This is a genomic window from Microbacterium sp. E-13, assembly GCF_049912955.1.
GTDB lineage: Bacteria > Actinomycetota > Actinomycetes > Actinomycetales > Microbacteriaceae > Microbacterium.
The window spans coordinates 1062585-1079405 of record NZ_CP183973.1 but is presented as its reverse complement, the minus strand read 5'-3'; the positions used below and the strand labels follow the sequence as shown (position 1 = coordinate 1079405).

Below are 16821 nucleotides of genomic sequence, written 5' to 3'. Positions count from 1 at the left end.
CGCCCCGTGCATGACGGAACCCCGGGCGGCGAGCGCCCGGGGTTCCGCGGTGGGCAAGGTCAGAGACTGGCCTTGTAGATCGTGCCCAGGTTGGTGCCGAAGTAGAACCGGCCGTCCTTCACCGCGACGCTCGTGGCCGTGCCGCGCATCTCGGTCGTGATCTGACCGTTGTGCCAGGTGTACGACCAGTTCGCGACGGGGATGTCGATGTTCATCACCGGCGTCCACGTCAGTCCGTCCTTGGAGGAATAGAGCGTGTCGTCGGCGGTGACCTCGTTCGCACGGACCAGACCGTAGATCGTCGACCCGTCCGCGTACAGGTCGACCAGGACGCCGCCGCGTGTGCCGAGCGTGGCTCCCCGCAGGTCGGCCTTCTTGGCCGCGGTGTCGTACACGAAGACCGAGTTGTTGATCGACTTGCCGATGATCTTCGTGCCGAACGTCACCAGGTGGTGCGCTTCGACGACGGTGGCCGGACTGGAGGACGTGAGCGTGACCGTCGACCAACTGCCCGACGCGTAGACATCGATGATCCGGTTCTGGTACCCGTTCGCGTCGACGACCGTCGCGGCTGCGTAGACCTTCCCATTGACGGAAGCGAGCCAGTAGTACCGGTCGTAGTCGTTGCTGCCACGCAGCGACGAACGCGTCTTCTCGATCGTCCACGTCTTGCCGCCGTCCGAGGACTTCTTGATGGCGGCGAGATACGGGGCGCTGCCATAGGTGGCCGTGTCGGGGTTGACGATGCTGCCCGCGAGGAAGATCTCGCTTCCGGCCACCGCCACGTCGAACACGTGGATGAAGGGCGCTGCCGCGACGTACTTCCATACGCCGCCGGCATTCGTGGCGAAGCCCGCGTTGGATTGCCACCCCACCTTGGGATCGATGTCGGCCGCGTAGATCGCTCCGTCGACCACCCGGAGGGCGTTCAGCTCCTCACCGTTCACGGTCAGGTGGTGGGTCTGCGCACCGGTGACGAGGTTGTGGGAGTTCAGCGCGATGGGTCCGACGTTGTCGTCGTAGTCGCCCCACGACGAGTACAGCTCGTCGCCCGAGATCGCAAGGTCGATCAACGATCGGTGCCACTGATCCGACAGCGCGTTCGCCTCGCTATTGGTCGCGAAGAGCGTCCCGGCGATGGTCGGGGTCGGAGCGGCAGTCACCGTGGGAGACGGCGTGGGCTTGCCTTTGCCCGAAGGCTTGGCGGCGAACGCCGGACTGGCACCGAGCACGGCGGCGGCGACGACGGCTGCGGTGGCGACGGACGCGATGGTCCGGCGCTGGGGGCGCGTGAACAAGAGACCTCCAAAGTGGGCCCGTACCCTGCGGCACGCCGAGGCGGTGTACCTGTGGGGACCAGGGACGGGTCGACAACAGCACGGTATTAGTAAGCGCTTGCCTGCTTCTGTAGGCCTTTTGGGGGACACGTTCCGGTCGGTACGGATCGCTGCTCCCTCACAGCGTTCTGCGCAGCGTCCAGACGTGCTCGGTGGGGAATTCGCGCGCCCAGTCGGCGCTGATGCCGGCTCGTGACCCGGTCGCGTCGGCCGGGGCCTGGATCTCGACGAGATCGACGATGTCGAACCCTGTCGTGCGGAACAGCCTGATCCATGCCGAGTGGGTCAACGTGAACTCGATGCCGCCCGGGTCGTCAGCAGCCTCGCGCCAGTCCATGCGGTGGATGCCGAAGTACGGCCGCTCCAGGCGGCGCGAGATCGGATACGACCCGTCGATCGGGGAGCACACGGTCACGAGCGCGTGGGTCCCGAGGAACACGAGATTCCCTCCGGGCCGGAGAAGACGGTGCGCCTCGGGTATCCAGCGGTACGGATCCGCCCAGATGGCCGCTCCGTACTCACTGATCGCGAAGTCGAACGACTGGTCGGGCTTGGGAACCGCCTCAGCGTTGCCATGGATCAGTTCGAGGTCGACGCCGTGCTCGTGCGAGAGCCGTTGCGCCGTCCGGAGCTGCTCGATGGAGTTGTCGATCGCCGTGACCCGTGCTCCCCTTCGAGCCATCCACCCCGACACATAAGCCGTTCCACAGCCCAGCTCGATCGCCTCGAGCCCCGTCATGTCATCGGGAAGCAGGTGGAGGTCGCTCTCCGGGATTCCCCACCCTCCCCACGAGGGCACTTCCTCATTCCAGGAGCGCTCACCGGCCTCGACCCATTGCGGAGCAACGCCGTCCCAGTACTCGCGGTTGACGGCGACATGCTCAGGAAGCTCGCTCACACCTCTCCCCTCCCGTTGCGTGCGGGACTGATCACGACTGCGGCATGTCTTCGAGCTGCTCCATCACCCGCTCGAACGCTCCCGGACCGACGGAGATCGATCCCTGATAGGGCCGGTCCATATCCGCCGTGGTGAACATCACCAGGCCGATGAACAGGGCGAGCATCCCCGCCATGACGAGGTGCAGCCGTCGGCTCTTCACGATGATGAGGCCGATGAGCACCGCGTTCACTGCGGCGCCGACCCAGATCGCCACCCAGAACAGCGTGGGCAGCGCGAGGGTGGTCGCGTCGATGCGCTCGCGCCGCGTCTCGACGAAGTCGTCGAAGGTGCCGAGGAGCTGGGAGAACTCCGCGAGCTGCTGCAATCCCTCGGGCTCGTAGTCGTGGATGTGGTCTTCGAGCGTGTCGACGATGTCGACACTCGCGTCAGGCAGCTCCCCCCGCCGCTGGTCGGCCCAGTCCTCCTCGATCACGACCCGCAGATACTCCTGGAGGGTGTCCCGCATCGGCCCGCCGACCTGCGCCGGAAGCCCGGTCGTGCCGCGGTACAGCGCGGTGATCTGACCCGCTTCCTTCAGGGGCGCCTGCCTCGCGTTGGAGTAGTTCTCGTACACCGACACCGCGACAAGTGCGAGCAGGATGCCGAAGAAGACGCCGAAGGTGCCGATCACGTGTCCGAGCACGCGGTCCCACTGCTCGGGGTCGTCTACCAGTCTGCGGACCACCGGCCGCAGCGCCACGACGATCAGGCACGACACCAGGACGAATCCGCCCACGAACAGGGGCAATGAGAGCGCCAGCGGTAGATTGCCCATTCAGATCACGGCGGTCCCCTCTTGAGTGGACACTGCTGCTGCAATCGGTGCGATCGCGAGGCTCAGCCTAGGACGTTCGGTGTCGTTTCGTCTCGACAAGCCGCCGACGAGTGGAGCCTGAGGCCTCGCGGCCGGGCGCGTCCGACTCTCACCGGCGTGGACGACCAGCAGGTGGTGCTGACCGGCGTCAGGGGAGGAACGGCGGCAACCGGCGTTCGGCCCGCTACCAGATGGTGCCGCCGCCGGCCGAGATGCCCGCCCACGTGAGCGCTATGAAGATCCCCGCGAACACGACGGGAGCGATGCCCTTGCCGTCGCGCGCGAGCCCCTTGAAGAGCGCGATCACCGCGAGGACGGCCGCGACGATGGAGAGGCCGCCGCCCAGGATCAGCCCGATGAACAACGGGATGGGCATGAGGACGAGACCGGCCAGACCGAACCAGAAGGCGGCCCAGGCAGTCGGATTGGAGCGGCGTTCGACAGAGGAGGACATGCCCCCATCATCCCCTGTCCACGCACGGCGCCCCGCGCGACGCGGGGGTGCTGCTCGTGCCTACGACGAAGAAACTCCGCCGAACGGCCAGCATCCTCGAGGTACCCGCGCCGTTCGGCGGGCGCCTTGCGGCGCATTGACGCCGACCATTGTCTAGACCGGCCCACGTAGCCGCACCCGAGCAGGAGATACCCATGCCAGGAAGTCGGGTCCACACTCGTCCGCCATTCGACAAGGAACTCGCCCCCGTGCTCGATCTGCTCGGTGGCGTGCTTCCGCCGACGATCACACCCGACATGATCGACGCGCTGCGCATCTCAACGGCTTCGCCTCCGATCGAGGAAACGCTCCAGGGTCATGCCGTCAGCCACCGCGAGGTCTCGGTGCCCGGCCATCAGGGAGCCGACGTCATCGTCTCGATCTTCTCGCCTCTGGGCCACGGCGATCTTCGTCCTGGGATCGTCCACTTGCACGGTGGCGGGATGTTCATGGGCGATCGCTTCACCGGGGTGGATGTCCTGATCGACTGGGTCGAACGCTTCCAGGCAGTCGGCATCTCGGTCGAGTACCGACTCGCGCCTGAACATCGGGCTCCTACGCAGGTAGAGGACGCATACGCGGCCCTGACGTGGGTGGCGGATCGGGCGCCTGATCTGGGAATCGATCCCAGCCGATTGATCGTCAGCGGCGCGAGCGCGGGAGGCGGGCTTGCGGCTGGTGTGGCATTGCTCGCACGAGACAGAAGAGGGCCGGCCTTGTTCGGTCAAGTGCTGATGTACCCGATGCTCGACGATCGCAATGAAACCGTGTCGTCACACCAGGTCAACGGTGAGGGACTGTTCGACCGCACGAGCAATCAGACCGGATGGAACGCAGTTCTGGGAGCCGAGAGTGGATCCTCGGGCGTGTCGATGTACGTCGCCCCGGCACGGGCACCCTTCCTCGGAGCTCTCCCTCCGGCGCTCATCGAGGTCGGTTCGGTGGATGTCTTCCGCGACGAGAACGTTGCGTACGCCTCACAGATCTGGGCCGACGGCGGTGTCGCAGAACTGCACGTCTGGCCCGGGGGGTTCCACGCCTTCGACGGTGCGGCGCCCCAGTCCGCCCTCGCCCGCGCGATGATCGGGACGCGAACCGCTTGGCTCGGTCGCCTGCTCGAAGCGTGAGTGAGTCAAGGGTTCTGGCACAAGCGCCACAGGAGTAGCGCGAGAGCTGCGCGTTCGCGTCCCGCGGCGCTCTTCAGATCTATGCCCAGCTTGGTGCCGATCCGAGTGATCCGGCTCTGCACACTGCTGTGGTGGAAGTTGGCCGCCCGCGCTGCCGAGCGGAGTGATTCGGAATGGAGGTAGTGGTCGAGGATCGTCACCGCCTCATCGCCGTTGGGGGCTGCGGCGAGCAGAGCGACCCGCTCGACATCGGGATGAGCGAGGGCGGCGGCTCGGTCGATCTGACCGAGAAGCCGGAGGACACCGACGTCGTCGGAACTGAGAGTTCGCGGCCACACGGCCCCGGCTCCTGCAAAACGCAAGGTCTCCCGCGCGATCGACCATGATCGAGGAGCGTCAAGTATGTCGACGACTGGACCGCTCGCCGCACGTCCCGAAAGGCGCACATCCCACGTGAGCGGTTCGCTCCCGACAACGATCAAGAGCGCCAGATGGCGTGACAACTCCGCGACATAGAACGCGCGGTTCCACCTCTCGTGGAGTTGCGCAGACAGATCACCCAGACGGTCATCCGGCCCCGTTTCCAGAGCGACGAGTTGGATCATCCCCGACCCGGGAAGACCGAGCAGTCGCGCCGCTCGCGACCGTTCGGCCTCAGCGACCCGATCGTTGACCAGCAGTTGCGCCAAGGCGGGGTCCGAGAACCCTGCGGGGAGATCGACTTCACTCACGCGGCGCTCGCGCGCGAGAACGGCCACCACGGTGAGCGCGAATCTCTCGACGATGAATTCGTCCAGCTCCCGCTCGTCGCCGGACCGCTCCAGCCAGGCCGACCCTCGGTCCTCTCCCTCGACGAGGAGGGCTGCTCGCTCTGACTGAGCCGAGGTTCCCGCCGGTTCTACACCTTCTGGGCTGAACCGGACGACCAAGCCTCTATCCCGGAGCTCTACCCCTGCAATGCAGTCGGCGATCAGGGCTGTGGCCCGCACGACGGAATCGAGGTCGGGGTTGTTCGCGGCGAGCTGGTCGAAATACGCGACCACCCGCAACGCCCGTTCGCCGGCCGCGTCGACGTTGAGCAGCTTCAGCATGAGCCCCTGCACAGGTCAAGGCTACGGCGCTGGACCGCACGCCGAATAGCCAAATGGCGAGAAATCTGCCCGATTTGCGCCAAATGGCGGGGTGGTCCGTGAGAGAACTCGATAAGGATCGGCATGTGAGTTCATCTGCAGGCACGTTTCGGCTCGATCCCGAGTTGGCGGCAATCTCCGTTCTGATCCCAGACTTCGACCTCAGAAACGTTGAAGACGCCCGGCGACTCGAGGAGCAACTCGCCGACCAGGGCCGTCAGCCGGTTCCGGGGGTGTTCACGGAGGACCTGCGAATACCTCGCCGTGACGGGGGTGAACTGGCCCTGCGCCTCTACCGTCCGCACCGAGCGGAGCACCTTCCGGTCATCCTCTATCTGCACGGTGGAGCGTTCATGCTGGGCAGTCTCAGCACGGAAGACGACCGTTGTGGCTTCTACGCTCGCGACGCCCAGTGCCTCGTCGTCGCGGTTGATTATCGCCTTGCCCCTGAGCACGCGTACCCGGCCGCCTTCCACGACGCCGTTGACGCTCTGGCGTGGATCCAGACGCAGGCACGCAACCTTCGCATAGACGCACGCCGCATCGCGGTCGGCGGCAACAGCGCCGGCGGAGCGCTGGCCGCCGCCCTCGCGCTCGAGTCCCGATCTGCTGCGGTCCCATCCTTGGTGCACCAGCTCCTGATCAATCCGGCGCTGGACCATCGCGGCTCGTCGGCATCGATGAACATCTTCACATCGACGCCCGGATGGACCCGGGACAACAACGCCCTCATGTGGCAGACCTACCTTTCGGGTACGACCACCATCGACTACCGGGCCTCGCCGGCCCTGGTCGCGGACGCCTCGGGCGCCCCTCCTGCCTCGATCTGGATCGCCGAATATGACCCACTGCGCGATGAGGGCTACGACTATGCGCGGGCACTCATGAACGCCGGCGTTCAGGTCGGCCTGATCCAGTATCCGGGCACCATCCACGGCTTCGACAGCTACCGCATGACAAGCGTCGGACAGCGCGCCCTGAGCGATCAGATCCTCGCGCTACGCCGAGCCTTCCGAACATGACCGCCGATTGGCGGGGAGCGTGTCGGGAAGACCGCCAGCCGGCGGCAGCCCACGCGCCGACGTTAGACCTACCGTCGTATCTGCGGTTCCGCCGCACCGATCGCTCGACACAGCAGTCGATCGGTTCACTCACCAAGGAGGATGAGTTGCGTTCCATCACATACCGCGGAGTCTCGGCCGCCGTCGTCGCCCTTGCAGCAGCAAGTGCCCTGACTGCGTGCACGACCGGTCTCGAGGAGTCCGCCTCCGGCAACGACGATCGCGACCTCGAGACCGTCACGTTCGTCAACCCGCTCCCCGACTTCCCGGCGTGGCGGGTGATCGGAGACTGCATGAAGAAGGAGGCCGAAGCGCAGGGCCTCACATACTCCGAAAGCGGACCGACCGGGAGTTCTGGAGACGGTCAATACATGATCGATCGAATCCAACAGGCGATCGCGAACGACATCGACGCCATCGTCACCTTCCCGCTCACCGTCGACCAGTTCGATCCGGTGTTCGAAGAGGCCAAGAATGCCGGCATCTACGTCGTCACGACGGAAGGCGGCCAGACGAAGAACCACGACGTCAACGTCGGCACGTCATTCGTGGACTTCGGGGAGCTGGCAGCGCAGACAGTGGGGGAATTGGACGCTCCGCAAGTGGTGGGCTTTCTGACCTCGTCGTCAACGGGCCCTGACCAGACGTTCATCGACAGCTTCACCGCGTACGCGGAAGAGCACCCCGAGCTCGGGATCACGATCGCCGACACGAGATACGACGGTGCCGATCCGACCAAGTCTGCAGATCTCGTCGCTGCCATGCTCACCGCGCACCCGGACATCAATCACATCGTCACCAATGAGGGCGCTGCGACGCAGCCGCTCGTCGCGCTGCTGGAGTCGAAGGGGCTCAAAGGAAGAGTCAACATCACGAGCAACAGCATCTACGGTGGCTCTGTTGAAGGGATGAAGGCGGGCTACGTCTACTCCTTCCTCCTTCAGGACATGTGCGGGATCGGCACCCAGTCGATTGATGCGCTGGTCGCGTTCCACGAAGATCCGGCACACGCCCCCACCGATGTCGCCACGGGCATCAAGTTCGCCACGGCGGAGACCGTCGATGAGCTGACTGCGGACGGAACGTACCAGTGAGCGTCTCGCAGGGTCGCGTGCCGGTCTTGGCCGTGGAAGGAGTGAGCAAGCACTTCGGCTCGGTCGCGGCTCTGCGAGCGGCCGATGTCGAGGTCTTCCCGGGTGAGATCCTCGGCATCGTCGGTGACAACGGCGCCGGCAAGTCGACACTTCTGAAGATGCTCTCCGGCATTCACGCGCCTACGGAAGGCCGGATCACCGTCGCGGGCGAAACGGTGCACTTCTCCTCGCCGGCGGACGCCCGCAAGGCCGGCATCTCGACGGTCCAGCAGGATCTCGCACTGGTAGAAGTCCTCGACGTGGCGACGAACCTCCATCTGGGCGACTTCCCCAGGCGCGGGCTCCTCGTCGATCGCAAGAAGATGGAGCGCGACGCCACTGACCTGCTGAAGCGACTGAATGTTCGCGTTGCCTCAGTCCTGACTCCGGTCGGCTCACTCTCGGGGGGACAGAGGCAGATCATCGCGATCAGCCGCGCAGTCCGCCTCAAGCACGCACAGGTCGTTCTTCTCGATGAGCCGACGGCCGCCCTGGGCGTCCAGGAGACTGCCCACGTCGGAGAGATCATCGAGAACCTGCGCGCTGAGGGCAAGGCAGTCGTCTTGATCTCCCACGACATGGAGTTCGTGTTCAAACACGCCGACACCATCCAAGTCATGCGCCAGGGACGGTCAACTCGTCCCCGTCGCGTGAGCGAAACAACCCGCGATGAGATCATCGCGCTCATCACCGGAGCCAAGCAAGAATGACCACCACCCTCGACACGATCGGAGACGGTACCCGAACCGTCACCGGCAATGACCGCGTTCGTGAGATCGTCAAGCGGCAAGAGGTCACCCTGATTGCGGTGATCCTCGTCTTCGGGACGATCATCACGATCATCAATCCCGTCTTCGCAACCCCCGCAAATCTCATAGATCTTCTGCGTTCGACGGTCGTCTATTTCGTGGCCGCATGCGGCCTGACCCTTGTCGTCGTCGCGGGAGGCTTTGACTTCTCTGTCGGATCCACCTTCACTCTGGGGGGAATCAGCGCCGCATGGCTGATGACGATCGGGGTCCCCTGGCCGGTCGCCATCCTCGCCGGAATCGCCCTCGGCTGCCTCGTCGGATTCGTCAACTCCGTCATCATCGATCGGCTCGACGTGCCGCCTATCATCACGACGCTGGGAATGTTCTACTTCGTCGCCGGAGCGGTCGTCATCTTCACCGGGGGCCGCGACATCCAACCGCTGCCTGCTGGCTTCAACGCTTTCGGCAAAGGAACACTCCTCGGTGTGCCCGTGCTGATCTGGTACGCCATCGTCATCGGGATCGTGTTCCACATCGTCCTGCAGCGGACGAGATTCGGTTACAACGTCAAAGCGGTCGGCGGGAACCTCAACGCGGCGGTGGCCAACGGCATCTCCAAGAACCGCACCAACGCATGGCTCTACGCCGTGGCGGGGGGCATCGCGGCCCTCGCGGGCATACTGTACGCAGCACGCACCGGCAGCGGCCAGGTCTCTGCCGGAGGGGCATCCCTCACGCTCACGGCGATCAGTGCGGTTCTCATCGGTGGGACCAGCCTCTTCGGCGGGGTGGGGACGATTGCGGGAACCGCACTCGGGGCGCTGCTCTTCGCGACCATCAACAACGGTCTGGCGATCGCAAGCGTCCCCGCCCAGTTCTCCAACATGATCATCGGCGCGATCCTGGTGATCGCAGTCGCTCTCGATGCCTACCGTCGCAAGCGGTCGCTGCTCAGCCGGTTCCGGTCGCGGTGAGGGAAGGAAGCGGTATGTCGCTCAATCGTCGACCCCTCGATCCCGATGTTCAGCAGCTGATCCGCGATGCCGAAGCCCAGCTCGATTTCGGCCAGTCACCGACCCCCGTCCAGATACGGAAGGACGCCGCCCGATTCCACGTCTGGTTGCGGGGTGAGGTCGACCAGACGCTGTACGCCATCAACACCAACGACGACCGAGTCGGTGCCGTCCCGGTGAGATGGTATGGACCCGCTCCCGACCCGGATCACGACCTCATCGTCTTCCTGCATGGCGGCGGGTGGCTGGCCGGAGACGTCGAGTCGTACGATCCGGATGTCAGGCTGCTGCAACGGACCACGGGCGCTAGCGTGGTCGCGGTGGACTATCGACGCACCCCGGAGCACACCTTCCCCGCGGCGATCGATGACTGCGTCTCGGTCGTGCAGGCCGTCGCGTCGATTCCTCACCGAAACTTTGCCCTGGTCGGCGACAGCGCCGGTGGGAATCTTGCTCTCGGAACGGCGCTTCGAACCCGAGATCTCGACGTAGTCGACGCGGTCCTCGCACTGTATCCGGTTGTCGACCCCCATGCGTTCCAGAACCAGTCCTACGCCGACAACGGGTCCGGCTATCTTCTGACCGCCGAACAACTGTCGATGTATTGGGGGCTGTACGCCCCCACGGACACCGCACGCGAGGACCCCGCCGCGGCCGTCCTGACCGCCGACCTCACCGGGTTCCCACCGGCCGTGATCGTCACGGCGGGCTACGATCCGCTTCGGGATGAGGGAAGGGAACTCGCCACGCGACTCGCCGCCGCCGACGTCGCCGTCACGTACCTCCCCAATCCAGGGCTGACCCACGGGTTCCAGCAGATGGTGCCACGCATCTCCGCAGCAACAGACGCCATCCGGTCGGCATACGAGGCACTGATCTGCACGCTCGGCCGCGCGGGTTCTCCTCGCGTGTCGCCGGCCCAGCTCGCGGCTCAGCGTTAGCGCATCCGACGCCGGGCATCGCGAGGTCTGCCGTTCGCGAAGCCCGGCCGTCTTGCACGCTCCGGTCGGCACCCGACAGGAGCGGGGCGTGCAAGACCCTCACCGACTCGGCCGCCCCCTGATGTCCGAGGCAGCAGCCCCACAGCGGCAGCCGGATGGCGTCTTCCGCTCACGCGCGGACGCGCCGCACAAACCCACCAACGCGAGGCTTTCTGATGAGAACCATCTTTCCTGCCGGGCTGACCCCCGGCCCTCTGTACGACCGTGCCACTCTGCGAACCGGCATCGTGCATTTCGGTCTCGGAAACTTCCACCGCGCACACCAGGCTATGTACTTGGACCGGTTGATGAACGACGGCCAAGGTCTCGACTGGGCCATCTGCGGCGTCGGAGTCATGCCTTCGGATATGCGGATGAGGGATGTTCTGCACGACCAGGATTATCTGTACACACTGGTCCTCAAGCACCCTGACGGCTACATCGAACGGCGCATCATCGGCTCGATCCGCGAGTACCTCTACGCGCCAGACGACCCTGAGGCAGTCATCCGGAAGCTCAGTGAGCCCGGCACCCGGATCGTCTCACTGACCATCACGGAGGGGGGCTACAACATCGACCACATCACCGGCCAGTTCGATCTCCAAGCCCCGGGTGTCATCCACGATCTCACCCATCCCTCCACCCCGCGCACCGTCTTCGGCTTCATCGTGGCGGCTCTTCGGCGGCGACGCGAAGACGGAGTCGAACCGTTCACCATCATGTCCTGCGACAATATCCAGACCAACGGTGCGGTCGCCAAGCGCAGCCTGCTGGCCTTCGCCGAGGCAGTGGATCACGATCTGGCCGCGTGGATCGCCGAGAACGTGCGATTCCCGAACTCGATGGTCGACAGAATCACTCCTGCGACCAGCGACGCCGACCGCACTCTTGTTCAGGAGCGCCTCAAGATCCCCGACGAGTGGCCCGTCACAGCTGAACCATTCGCGCAATGGGTACTGGAAGATGACTTCACGGCTGGTCGTCCGCCCCTCGAGCGGGCCGGAGTTCAACTCGTCGATGACGTCGAAGCATATGAGCTCATGAAGCTGAGGCTACTCAACGCATCCCATCAAGCTATGGCCTACTTCGGAGCGCTCTTCGGATATCGGTACGCGCACGAAGCAGTGGCCGATCCCCTGATCCGCAGGCTGCTCGAACGCTACATGGACGAGGAAGCCATCCCTACTCTCCGTCCAGTGCCCGGGGTCGACCTCGATCACTACAAGGATGCGCTCCTCGAGCGCTTCTCGAATCCGGCGATCCGCGACACCCTCGCACGCCTTGCCACGGATGCATCCGACCGCATTCCGTCCTTTCTGTTTCCTGTCATTCGGGAGAATCTCGAAGCCAACCGGTCGGTGGCCTTGTCAGCCACGGTTGTGGCCAGTTGGGCGCGCTACGCCGAGGGGACGACCGACGATGGGGAGAAGCTCGTCGTCGTCGACCCCCGCTCACGCGAACTCACCCAAGCGGCACGGCGGCAACGGAAGCGGCCGCTAGCGTTCCTCGAGCTGCGCGACGTGTTCGGAGACCTCTCCGACGAATTCGGCTTCACCGCGCCGTTCCTCGACGCCCTCGCCCGGATGCACACCCATGGTGTGCGAGCTGCACTCTGGCACGTGGTGAGAACTCGATGAAGACCGCGTTCGTCATCGGAGAAGCGCTGGTGGACATCGTTCACACCGCACACGGCACCACGCGAAGCGCCGGGGGCAGCCCCAGAAACGTCGCGGTGGGCTTGGCGCGGCTGGGGATGCCGACGACTCTCAGCACACGAATCGGGTTGGACGCCAGCGGGGGCCACATGGTGCGCGATCTCGAGCAATCCGGGGTGGGTATCACCGACCGCTCCCTTCATCGCGGTCGGACCTCGACGGCGACTGTCCGTCTCAATCCGGTCGGCGATGCCCTGTACGACTTCGACGTGGATTGGGAATGGAATGACAGCATTGCCGACGACGCGTCCATCGTTCACACCGGATCGCTCGCTACCTCGCTGGCTCCCGGGGCGGATGACGTTGTGTCCTCGCTCGCGTTCCTCACATCGCGCTCCCGCAACCCGCCGCTCGTCTCGTTCGACCCGAATATCCGACCGTCCTTCATCGACTCTCCGGCTCGGTTGCGGGCACGGGTCGACGCGCTGGCGTCGATGGCCGATGTCGTGAAAATGAGTCACGAAGACGCAGCCTGGTTGCATCCTGGAACGTCGGTCGACGAGGTCATCGATATCTACCTTCAGAAGGGAGCAGGCGTCGTTGCGATAACGCTCGGTCCCGACGGCTGTGTCCTCACCGCCGGAGGCGTCCCCATAGTCAGGCTTCCCGCCTTCCCGGTTCAGGTGGAAGACACCATCGGCGGCGGCGATGCATTCATGTCGGGGATGCTGTTCGCGATCGCACATCTGGACCTGGACAGTGTGATTCGAACGAGAGCCATCGGCGGGGGCCAGCTGCGTCTCATCGCGCACACGGCGCTGCTCACCGCCCGAGCAACCGTTGCCCGTGCCGGCGCGCAGCCGCCCACCCTGAGCGAGCTGGCAATGAGCGCTATAGACATGCTCGCCTGCGCTGATGGGTCGCCTGCGACGTGAGACCCGCGGTCCGGGCGGATAGGACTGGAGTGTCGTAGGTATGTTCTAGAGTCGAGGCATGTTCATCGATCACGACAGTGCCGACCCGGTGATCCCGGATGAGGTGGATCTGGTGGTCGAGGTGGCGGAGATGATGTCGGTGTTCGCCGCGCAGCGGCTGGTGCGGGTGGATCGGATGCGGCGGCAGGCGCTGGCGGATGCGGCGGTGCGGGGTCGGGTGCTGACCGAAGTCGTCGAGCGCGGCGTTCGCCTTGAGCTGGCGGCCGCGTTGCGGATCACCGAGCATGCCGCGGGCGATTTGCTGGGGTTCGCGGAGGCGATGGTGCACGACTATCCGGCGGTGCTGGCATCGTTGGAGCGGGCGCGGATGACCGAGCGGCACGCGCAGATCCTGGTCGCTGCGGTGAACGAGCTGGAACCGGAGCTCCGCGGGCAGGTGCTGGGCCCGGGGCTGGCGCTGGCGGAGGCGGAGCCGGTGGGCACGTTCCGCCGCAAACTGCGGTCGCTCATCGACACCGTGCGGTCGGCGACGCTGACCGAACGATACGCGCACGCGGTGACGAAGCGGCGGATCGCGGTCGAGCCCGACCAGGACGGGATGGGGTGGTTGCATCTGTACGCCCCGATGGTCGCGATCCACGCCGTGCACTCCCGCGCCACCGCAATGGCCACGACGGTCACCGCCGCCGACGAGAACGACACGCGCACCCTGGACCAGGCGCGCGCGGACGTGCTGCTCGACCTGCTCATCGAGGGGACGGTCGCCGCGCATCCGGAGCAGGCGCGCGGGATCCGGGCGACGGTGTTCGTCACCGTCCCCGTGCTCGCCCTGCTCCACGACACCGACACCGAGCGGGCCGCCGCGGGGATCGACCCGGCGGTGGTGGAAGGTGTCGGCCCCATCCCGCTGCCTCTCGCGAAGGAACTCACCGGTGGGGCGGCCGGGTGGACGCGGGTGCTCACCCACCCCGAGACCGGCATGGTGCTCTCCGTCGGACGAGACCAGTACCGGCCACCGGCGGCGCTGCAGAAACTGGTGAAATGGCGGGCCGACCGGTGCATGGCACCCGGCTGCGGCATCCCCGCCACCCGCTGCGACATCGACCACCACATCGACTGGGCCCACGGCGGACGAACCGCACTGACCAACCTCGGCCCCCTCTGCCAAGGCCACCACACCGTGAAACACCACACCGACTGGACGATCGAACGGGTCCCCGGCACCGGCGGCGCCATCCGATGGACCTCCCCCACCGGCCGCGAGTACCTCGTCCAGCCCGAACGCGCCGTGCCCGTGTTTCGGTCGATGGACAGCAACGGCGCACCCTTCTGACCGCGTGACGTCCGGCGGATATTCGTGGACGAAGTCGGCATGCGTGTCAAAGATATACTTGCCTCTTTGACGTTACCGCCGCGAGAACGGAGTGAGAGGATGCCGATATCTGAGTTCACCACATACGGGGTGACGGCTCTGGTGGGAGTGAGCGCGGGACTCGCGTTCGGAGCAGCCGACGCGACGGCGCATCGCTGGCTCGGCTACGCCTCCGGGGTCCTCACCACGATCGCGGTCGTCGTCGTCGCGTTCGCCCTGGGAAGCCCAGCGCCCTGGATCGGACCTGTCTTCGCCCTCGTAACGGTCCCCATCACTCTGCTGACGGCGGCGGGGGTGCTGCGTAGCCACCCCGGACTGCTGACCGAACCGTACTGGCGGCGTGTGATCCTGCTCGCATTCCATCGATCCCGGGTGGACTCGGTCACGGGCGAGCAGTCCGAGCACTCGGCCGGCGCGGGCTGACCGAGAAGGAACGGCGGATGCCCCTCCCCGAGGCATCCGCCGTTATCACCTCGCCGCTTCCGGTGTGATCCAGAAAGGAGATTCAGAAAGGGGGTCAGAACGGGTTCGGCGTGAGCGTGTACTTCGTCTGCAGGTACTCGTGGATGCCCTCGGCGCCGCCCTCGCGGCCCAGGCCCGACATCTTCCAGCCGCCGAACGGGGCGGCGGCGTTGGAGACGACGCCCATGTTGAGGCCCATCATGCCCGTCTCCAGACGCTCGATCATGCGCTGGCCGCGAGCAAGGTTCTCGGTGAACACGTAGGAGACGAGGCCGTACTCGGTGTCGTTGGCGATACGCACGGCGTCGTCCTCGGTGTCGAACGGGATGATCGCGAGCACCGGTCCGAAGATCTCTTCACGCAGGATCTCCGACCCCGGCTGCACGTCGGTGACGACCGTGGGCTCGTAGAACGTGCCGGGGCCCTCGACCTCTTTGCCACCGGTGGCGACCTTCGCGCCGCGCTCCACGGCATCCTGCACCAGCTGCGCGGCCTTCGCCACGGCACGATCGTCGATGAGCGGGCCGATGTTCACCCCCTCCTCGGTGCCCCGTCCGACCTTGAAGCCGTTCACGCGCTCGGTGACACGGCGGGCGAACTCGTCCGCGACCGAACGGTGCACGATGAACCGGTTCGCGGCGGTGCACGCCTGACCGATGTTGCGGAACTTCGCCGCGATCGCCCCGTCCACCGCCTTGTCGAGGTCGGCGTCGTCGAACACCACGAACGGGGCGTTGCCGCCGAGCTCCATCGACGTGCGCAGCACCCCCTGCGCCGCCTGCTCCAGCAGCCGCTGACCGACCGGCGTCGAGCCGGTGAACGACAGCTTGCGCAGCCGCGGGTCGCGGATGATCGGCTCCGACACCGCACCCGAGGTGGACGTCGTGAACACGTTCACCACCCCGGCGGGCACGCCGGCGTCCTCGAGCAGGCGCGCGAACGCGAGCGTGGTGAGCGGCGTCAGCTCGGCCGGCTTGATGACCACGGTGCAGCCGGCGGCCAGCGCCGGCGCGATCTTGCGGGTCGCCATCGCGAGCGGGAAGTTCCACGGCGTGATCAGGAAGCACGGACCCACCGGATGCTGCGACACGATCATCCGTCCGGTGCCCTCCGGGTTCGCCCCGTACCGGCCCTGCACGCGCGAGGTCTCCTCGCTGAACCAGCGCAGGAACTCACCCCCGTACGCGACCTCACCGCGCGCCTCGGCCAGCGGCTTGCCCATCTCGACCGTCATCAGCAGAGCGAAGTCCTCCTTGCGCTCCTGCAGCAGATCGAACGCACGACGGAGGATCTCGGCCCGCTCCCGCGCCGGCGTCGCCGCCCACGCCGGGAACGCCTCGACGGCCGCATCCAGGGCCGCCTTGCCGTCCTCAGGAGACGCGTTGGCGATCTCCTTGATGACCTCGCCGTTGGACGGGTCGTAGACCTTCAGCGTCTTCCCGCCGGACGCCGCACGCCATTGCCCGCCGATGAAGAGTCCATCGGGCAGGGAAGCCAGCAGTTCCGATTCACGTGTTTCGGTGGTCGTCGTAGTCACGGGGACTCCCTTGTCGATTCGGGATGCCGCGGGGCGCCGCATCCCGTTCTGTCGATGTCTACGGGCCATTGTGCCCGCCG

The 16821-nt window shown here is 66.0% G+C and carries 16 protein-coding genes; 10 read left to right on the top strand and 6 right to left on the bottom strand.

Translation table 11 applies throughout. From position 1 onward, the window contains the following. Nucleotides 1–59: 59 nt before the first annotated feature. From ACN9MP_RS04855 to ACN9MP_RS04840, 4 genes are all read right to left on the bottom strand, one after another. Nucleotides 60–1298 carry a hypothetical protein gene (locus ACN9MP_RS04855; RefSeq protein WP_426324188.1) on the bottom strand — a complete coding sequence of 413 codons (1239 nt, stop codon included), beginning with the start codon at nucleotides 1296–1298 and terminating at the stop codon, nucleotides 60–62. 157 nt (nucleotides 1299–1455) lie between these two features. Further along, complete coding sequence (locus ACN9MP_RS04850; protein WP_426324187.1) at nucleotides 1456–2235, bottom strand: class I SAM-dependent methyltransferase; 780 nt, start codon at nucleotides 2233–2235, stop codon at nucleotides 1456–1458. Between the two features lie 31 nt (nucleotides 2236–2266). Further along, the gene (locus ACN9MP_RS04845) at nucleotides 2267–3052 is read right to left on the bottom strand and encodes a DUF4239 domain-containing protein (protein ID WP_426324186.1); all 786 of its coding nucleotides are present in this window, start codon (nucleotides 3050–3052) and stop codon (nucleotides 2267–2269) included. 223 nt (nucleotides 3053–3275) lie between these two features. Beyond that, a complete protein-coding gene (locus ACN9MP_RS04840) occupies nucleotides 3276–3545 on the bottom strand; it encodes a hypothetical protein (RefSeq protein WP_426324185.1) in 270 nt (89 codons plus the stop codon). A gap of 296 nt (nucleotides 3546–3841) precedes the next feature. On the opposite strand from ACN9MP_RS04840, the gene ACN9MP_RS04835 reads away from it, so the two are divergent. Continuing rightward, the gene (locus ACN9MP_RS04835; protein WP_426324184.1) at nucleotides 3842–4711 is read left to right on the top strand and encodes an alpha/beta hydrolase; all 870 of its coding nucleotides are present in this window, start codon (nucleotides 3842–3844) and stop codon (nucleotides 4709–4711) included. 5 nt (nucleotides 4712–4716) lie between these two features. Here the strand turns inward: ACN9MP_RS04835 and ACN9MP_RS04830 are convergent, their stop codons facing one another. After that, nucleotides 4717–5814 (bottom strand): helix-turn-helix domain-containing protein, encoded by a 1098-nt coding sequence (locus ACN9MP_RS04830; protein WP_426324183.1) that lies wholly within the window; start codon nucleotides 5812–5814, stop codon nucleotides 4717–4719. 86 nt (nucleotides 5815–5900) lie between these two features. Here ACN9MP_RS04830 and ACN9MP_RS04825 point away from each other — a divergent pair, with 86 nt between their 5' ends. From ACN9MP_RS04825 to ACN9MP_RS04785, 9 genes are all read left to right on the top strand, one after another. Further along, nucleotides 5901–6863, top strand: a complete 963-nt coding sequence (locus tag ACN9MP_RS04825) for an alpha/beta hydrolase (RefSeq protein WP_426324182.1) — start codon at nucleotides 5901–5903, stop codon at nucleotides 6861–6863. Then, a complete protein-coding gene (locus tag ACN9MP_RS04820) occupies nucleotides 6860–7996 on the top strand; it encodes a sugar ABC transporter substrate-binding protein (protein ID WP_426324181.1) in 1137 nt (378 codons plus the stop codon). The genes ACN9MP_RS04825 and ACN9MP_RS04820 overlap by 4 nt, the downstream gene beginning before the upstream one ends. After that, nucleotides 7993–8745, top strand: coding sequence for an ATP-binding cassette domain-containing protein (locus tag ACN9MP_RS04815; protein WP_426324180.1), 753 nt, complete (start codon nucleotides 7993–7995; stop codon nucleotides 8743–8745). The genes ACN9MP_RS04820 and ACN9MP_RS04815 overlap by 4 nt, the downstream gene beginning before the upstream one ends. Then, a complete protein-coding gene (locus ACN9MP_RS04810; protein ID WP_426324179.1) occupies nucleotides 8742–9761 on the top strand; it encodes an ABC transporter permease in 1020 nt (339 codons plus the stop codon). Before ACN9MP_RS04815 ends, ACN9MP_RS04810 begins: the two co-directional genes overlap by 4 nt. A gap of 14 nt (nucleotides 9762–9775) precedes the next feature. Then, nucleotides 9776–10741 carry an alpha/beta hydrolase gene (locus tag ACN9MP_RS04805; RefSeq protein ID WP_426324178.1) on the top strand — a complete coding sequence of 322 codons (966 nt, stop codon included), beginning with the start codon at nucleotides 9776–9778 and terminating at the stop codon, nucleotides 10739–10741. A gap of 215 nt (nucleotides 10742–10956) precedes the next feature. Continuing rightward, nucleotides 10957–12417: a mannitol dehydrogenase family protein gene (locus ACN9MP_RS04800; RefSeq protein WP_426324177.1), complete on the top strand. Its 1461-nt coding sequence runs from the start codon at nucleotides 10957–10959 to the stop codon at nucleotides 12415–12417. Further along, complete coding sequence (locus ACN9MP_RS04795) at nucleotides 12414–13370, top strand: carbohydrate kinase family protein (protein ID WP_426324176.1); 957 nt, start codon at nucleotides 12414–12416, stop codon at nucleotides 13368–13370. Before ACN9MP_RS04800 ends, ACN9MP_RS04795 begins: the two co-directional genes overlap by 4 nt. A 58-nt stretch (nucleotides 13371–13428) precedes the next feature. Continuing rightward, nucleotides 13429–14703 (top strand): DUF222 domain-containing protein, encoded by a 1275-nt coding sequence (locus tag ACN9MP_RS04790; RefSeq protein ID WP_426324175.1) that lies wholly within the window; start codon nucleotides 13429–13431, stop codon nucleotides 14701–14703. A gap of 99 nt (nucleotides 14704–14802) precedes the next feature. Continuing rightward, nucleotides 14803–15165, top strand: a complete 363-nt coding sequence (locus tag ACN9MP_RS04785) for a hypothetical protein (RefSeq protein WP_426324174.1) — start codon at nucleotides 14803–14805, stop codon at nucleotides 15163–15165. 94 nt (nucleotides 15166–15259) lie between these two features. On the opposite strand, the gene ACN9MP_RS04780 is transcribed toward ACN9MP_RS04785, so the two are convergent. Next, on the bottom strand, nucleotides 15260–16783 hold the full coding sequence (locus ACN9MP_RS04780; RefSeq protein ID WP_426324173.1) for an NAD-dependent succinate-semialdehyde dehydrogenase: 1524 nt from the start codon (nucleotides 16781–16783) through the stop codon (nucleotides 15260–15262). Nucleotides 16784–16821: the final 38 nt, after the last annotated feature.